Consider the following 5,683-nt stretch of genomic DNA (forward strand, 5'->3'; position numbering starts at 1 on the left):
AGAGAGGATGGAGTCTTTATTAGGTTTGGCGGTGACCTACTCTCCCACGTCTTGAGACGCAGTACCATTGGCGCGACAGCGCTTAACTTCCGGGTTCGGGATGGGACCGGGTGTTTCGCTTGTGCTATGACCACCAAACCGAATAAAGGCTCCCCGTTGTCTTTGCGGTGCAAAGGCAACGCGCGGGAGGGTGCGTGTTTTGGAACAAAACAAGCGGTCCCGCGGGGCAATCAATCAACGTTGTCCAGGTCGGTACACGTTATGGTGTGTATGCTTTTGATATTCAGTAGAAGTCTGTCTTTTACTGGATCAAATCAAGCCTGTCGGACAATTAGTACCGGTCAACTGAACGCATTGCTGCGCTTACATCTCCGGCCTATCGACGTGGTGGTCTACCACGGTCCTCAGGGATACCTTGTTTTGAGGGGGGCTTCCCGCTTAGATGCCTTCAGCGGTTATCCTGTCCGAACATAGCTACCCAGCACTGCCGTTGGCACGACAACTGGTCCACCAGTGGTTCGTTCACCCCGGTCCTCTCGTACTAGGGGCAACTCCTCTCAAGTATCCTACACCCACGGCAGATAGGGACCGAACTGTCTCACGACGTTCTAAACCCAGCTCACGTACCTCTTTAAACGGCGAACAGCCGTACCCTTGGGACCTGCTCCAGCCCCAGGATGAGATGAGCCGACATCGAGGTGCCAAACACTGCCGTCGATATGGACTCTTGGGCAGTATCAGCCTGTTATCCCCGGCGTACCTTTTATCCGTTGAGCGATGGCCCTTCCACTCGGGACCACCGGATCACTATGGCCGTCTTTCGACTCTGCTCGACTTGTCAGTCTTGCAGTCAGGCTGGCTTCTGCCATTGCACTCAACGAGCGATTTCCGACCGCTCTGAGCCAACCTTCGCGCGCCTCCGTTACGCTTTAGGAGGCGACCGCCCCAGTCAAACTACCCGCCACGCAGGGTCCCGGATCCGGATAACGGACCGCGGTTAGACATCAAGAGTGCGAAGGGTGGTATCTCAAGGGAGGCTCCACGGGAACTGGCGTTCCCGCTTCGAAGCCTACCACCTATCCTGCACATCACAATCCTGATGCCAGTGCGAAGCTGTAGTAAAGGTGCACGGGGTCTTTCCGTCTAACCGCGGGAAGCCTGCATCTTGACAGGCAATTCAATTTCGCTGAGTCGATGTTGGAGACAGCGGGGAAGTCGTTACGCCATTCGTGCAGGTCGGAACTTACCCGACAAGGAATTTCGCTACCTTAGGACCGTTATAGTTACGGCCGCCGTTTACCTGGGCTTCAATTCAAGGCTCTCACCTCTCCTTTTAACCTTCAGGCACCGGGCAGGCGTCAGACCCTATACGTCGTCTTGCGACTTCGCAGAGCCCTGTGTTTTTAGTAAACAGTCGCCACCCCCTGGTTTGTGCCCCCAGCCCCTAGTTGCCTAGGAACCGGGCCTCCTTCTCGCGAACTTACGGAGGTATTTTGCCGAGTTCCTTCAACATCGTTCTCTCAAGCGCCTTGGTATTCTCTACCAGTCCACCTGTGTCGGTTTAGGGTACGGTCCTATGGAGGGCTATTTCCAGGGACTGATCAGCGGCCCACCCAATCCGATAAGGGTGAACAACCTTCACAATCCGTCACATCCTCCTGGCCCAGGAATATTAACCTGGTTCCCATCGACTACGCATTTCTGCCTCGCCTTAGGGGCCGGCTTACCCTGCTCAGATTAACTTTAAGCAGGAACCCTTGGACTTTCGGCGACAGTGTCTCTCACACTGTTTGTCGCTACTCATGTCATCATTCTCGCTAGTGATCTCTCCACCGGATCCCTCACAGGCCGGCTTCACAGAAAGTTCCTTGTGTCCAATCCCTCGGTCCGGTTGGGGTTACCAAACGAACATGAGGGTAAGGACACATGGAACTATGTCACACTACGCTCTGCTACCATGCCTTACGGCATCCTCAGCTTCGGCTCATGGCTTGAGCCCCGTTACATCTTCGCCGCAGGACAACTTGTTTAGACCAGTGAGCTGTTACGCTATCTTTAAAGGATGGCTGCTTCTAAGCCAACCTCCTGGTTGTTTTGGTCGTCCCACCTGCTTTCCCACTTAGCCATGAATTAGGGGCCTTAGCTGGAGGTCAGGGTTGTTTCCCTCTTCACTACGGACGTTAGCATCCGCAGTGTGTCTGCCATCTAGTACTCCCGGGTATTCGGAGTTTGGTTAGGATCAGTAAGCCTGTGGGGCCCCATTACCCATCCAGTGCTCTACCCCCCGGGGTATTCGGATGACGCTCTACCTAAATAGATTTCGCAGAGAACCAGCTATCTCCGAGTTTGATTGGCCTTTCACCCCTAGGCACAACTCATCCCGACCTTTTTCAACAGGTGTGGGTTCGGCCCTCCAGTAAGTGTTACCTTACCTTCAGCCTGGTCATGCCTAGATCACTCGGTTTCGGGTCTGATCCCACGAACTCATGCGCCCTATTAAGACTCGCTTTCGCTGCGCCTACACCTAACGGCTTAAGCTTGCTCGTGAGACCAAGTCGATGACCCATTATACAAAAGGTACGCCGTCACCCCGCAAGGGGGCTCCGACTGATTGTAGGCGTTCGGTTTCAGGTACTGTTTCACTCCCCTCGTCGGGGTGCTTTTCACCTTTCCCTCACGGTACTGGTTCACTATCGGTCAGTAAGGAGTACTTAGCCTTCGAGGGTGGTCCCCCGATCTTCAGACAGGATTTCACGTGTCCCGCCCTACTTAATACGTCCAATCATGCTTCCTGTACGGGGCTGTCACCCGCTACGGCCAGACTTTCCAGTCTGTTCCAGTCACACTCATGGCTCGGCTGGTCCCCGTTCGCTCGCCGCTACTAGGGGAGTATCAATTGATGTCCTTTCCTCCGGGTACTTAGATGTTTCAGTTCCCCGGGTTTGCTCTTATAACCCTATGTATTCAGGTCATAAGTACCTGTCTTACCCAATTATCGAGAACCTTGCGGCTAACAATAACTGAGTATCAGGTGGGTTGCCCCATTCGGAAATCCTGGGATCAAAGCCTATTCTCGGCTCCCCCAAGCTTATCGCAGAGTATCACGTCCTTCATCGCCTCTTACTGCCAAGGCATTCACCAAACGCCCTTCTCGCGCTTGATTTGATCCAGAAAAAGATAGACTTCCTTGATGCCCTACCGCTTCGCTACTTGAGGGCTAGACCACACAGGTACCGGGCGTCGGGCAGAAGTCGATCGCGGCAACAGAAGCTGGTAAGAAACTGTCGCCTTTCTTCCGAGATCAAAAGCATACTATCCCGCTCGGTTCCGAAGAACCGAACATGTTTTGGTTAGTGTACTTGACTTGGACAACGTTGCTTCGTTTCAGAAGGGATATGCGCAACGGGCCGAGGAAACAGCCCGAGGAACACCTTCCGCCCGAGGGCGGAACCAACTGAGATCTCGCTGTCACTTCAGCGGATCAAAGCAAGTTGATTGATTTCTCTCTATACGATGTCAATTCCGATGAGCGTCCCGAAGGACTGTCATCGATGTCTGCAGAACAGACGTTCAAACATTCAACGAATGCTTGAAGATATGTTCTGCTGCGGCAGGCCCTTCTCATTGATTGCTGCGCAATCAACTGCCAGGGCAACGCCTTTTGTGAACAAAAGGCTTGGTGGAGCCTAGGAGGATCGAACTCCTGACCTCCTGAATGCAAATCAGGCGCTCTCCCAGCTGAGCTAAGGCCCCATAAGAAATGGTGGGTCGAGGAGGACTTGAACCTCCGACCTCACGCTTATCAGGCGTGCGCTCTAACCACCTGAGCTACCGACCCAGGTTTTCGCCTTGCAGGGCAAGACAAAACCGGTGTGCGACAGGGCAGTGCATGGCAATGCCCGAGAGCAGCACTCAGTGGTTATGTCACCTGGCAGCTGCCGGTAACGGCTGCTGCCGCGTGTGTTCTGAAGAGATATGAGGACGGCCTGGCCCGTTTTTGACCGGCTTTGTATGCCGATCTTGCTAAGTGACCGTCGTGATCAGCAAGCTGATCAATCCGGGTCATCCTTAGAAAGGAGGTGATCCAGCCGCAGGTTCCCCTACGGCTACCTTGTTACGACTTCACCCCAGTCGCTGAGCTCACCGTGGTCCGCTGCCCCCTGTAAAGGTTGGCGCACGGCCTTCGGGTGAACCCAACTCCCATGGTGTGACGGGCGGTGTGTACAAGGCCCGGGAACGTATTCACCGCGTCATGCTGTTACGCGATTACTAGCGATTCCGACTTCATGGGGTCGAGTTGCAGACCCCAATCCGAACTGAGATGTCTTTTGGAGATTAACCCACTGTAGACACCATTGTAGCACGTGTGTAGCCCAACCCGTAAGGGCCATGAGGACTTGACGTCATCCACACCTTCCTCCCGCTTATCACGGGCAGTTTCTTTAGAGTGCCCAGCCGAACTGCTGGCAACTAAAGACGTGGGTTGCGCTCGTTGCCGGACTTAACCGAACATCTCACGACACGAGCTGACGACAGCCATGCAGCACCTGTCACTGCGTCCCCGAAAGGAACCATCCATCTCTGGATGTAGCACAGGATGTCAAGGGTTGGTAAGGTTCTGCGCGTTGCTTCGAATTAAACCACATGCTCCACCGCTTGTGCGGGCCCCCGTCAATTCCTTTGAGTTTTAATCTTGCGACCGTACTCCCCAGGCGGAATGCTTAATCCGTTAGGTGTGTCACCGACAAGCATGCTTGCCGACGACTGGCATTCATCGTTTACGGTGTGGACTACCAGGGTATCTAATCCTGTTTGCTCCCCACACTTTCGCACCTCAGCGTCAGTATCGAGCCAGTGAGCCGCCTTCGCCACTGGTGTTCCTCCGAATATCTACGAATTTCACCTCTACACTCGGAATTCCACTCACCTCTCTCGAACTCAAGACTACCAGTATTAAAGGCAGTTCCGGGGTTGAGCCCCGGGATTTCACCTCTAACTTAATAGTCCGCCTACGTGCGCTTTACGCCCAGTAATTCCGAACAACGCTAACCCCCTCCGTATTACCGCGGCTGCTGGCACGGAGTTAGCCGGGGTTTCTTTACCAGGTACTGTCATTATCATCCCTGGCGAAAGAGCTTTACGACCCTAGGGCCTTCATCACTCACGCGGCATGGCTGGATCAGGCTTGCGCCCATTGTCCAAGATTCCCCACTGCTGCCTCCCGTAGGAGTCTGGGCCGTGTCTCAGTCCCAGTGTTGCTGATCATCCTCTAAAACCAGCTATAGATCGTAGACTTGGTAGGCCATTACCCCACCAACTATCTAATCTAACGCGGGCCGATCCTTCACCGAAATTCTTTCCCCCGAAGGGCGTATACGGTATTAAACCCAGTTTCCCGGGACTATTCCGTAGTGAAGGGCACGTTCCCACGCGTTACTAACCCGTCCGCCGCTAGACCCGAAGGTCTCGCTCGACTTGCATGTGTTAGGCCTGCCGCCAGCGTTCGTTCTGAGCCAGGATCAAACTCTCAAGTTGAAAGCAACTTGCGTTGCTATCCTTGACGTTCGAACCTCTGCACATCGTTCCGACCGGCTAAGGTCGGAACAGTCATCTGTCTGTCATGTGCTTCTGGTTTCATCAGAAACCGAAAGTCCATACAAGACAGTGAAGCTGACACCGGTCA

The 5,683-nt window shown here is 54.0% G+C and carries 2 tRNA genes and 3 rRNA genes; all 5 read right to left on the bottom strand.

From position 1 onward, the window contains the following. Positions 1-23: 23 nt before the first annotated feature. The 5 genes from rrf to ABWV23_RS22185 all read right to left on the bottom strand — a co-directional run bounded on the left by rrf (position 24) and on the right by ABWV23_RS22185 (position 5,535). Positions 24-138 (bottom strand): 5S ribosomal RNA (gene rrf / locus ABWV23_RS22165). 172 nt (positions 139-310) lie between these two features. Beyond that, positions 311-3,163 (bottom strand): 23S ribosomal RNA (locus tag ABWV23_RS22170). A 514-nt stretch (positions 3,164-3,677) separates the two neighbouring features. Next, a tRNA-Ala gene (locus tag ABWV23_RS22175) sits at positions 3,678-3,753 on the bottom strand. An 8-nt stretch (positions 3,754-3,761) separates the two neighbouring features. Continuing rightward, positions 3,762-3,838, bottom strand: a tRNA-Ile gene (locus ABWV23_RS22180). A 234-nt stretch (positions 3,839-4,072) separates the two neighbouring features. Then, positions 4,073-5,535: ribosomal RNA gene (locus ABWV23_RS22185) — 16S ribosomal RNA — on the bottom strand. The 16S, 23S and 5S rRNA genes sit together here with 2 tRNA genes alongside, the layout of an rRNA operon. Positions 5,536-5,683: the final 148 nt, after the last annotated feature.

Origin of the sequence: Aquicoccus sp. SU-CL01552, assembly GCF_040365005.1 — a bacterium.
In the GTDB taxonomy this organism is placed as follows: domain Bacteria; phylum Pseudomonadota; class Alphaproteobacteria; order Rhodobacterales; family Rhodobacteraceae; genus Antarcticimicrobium.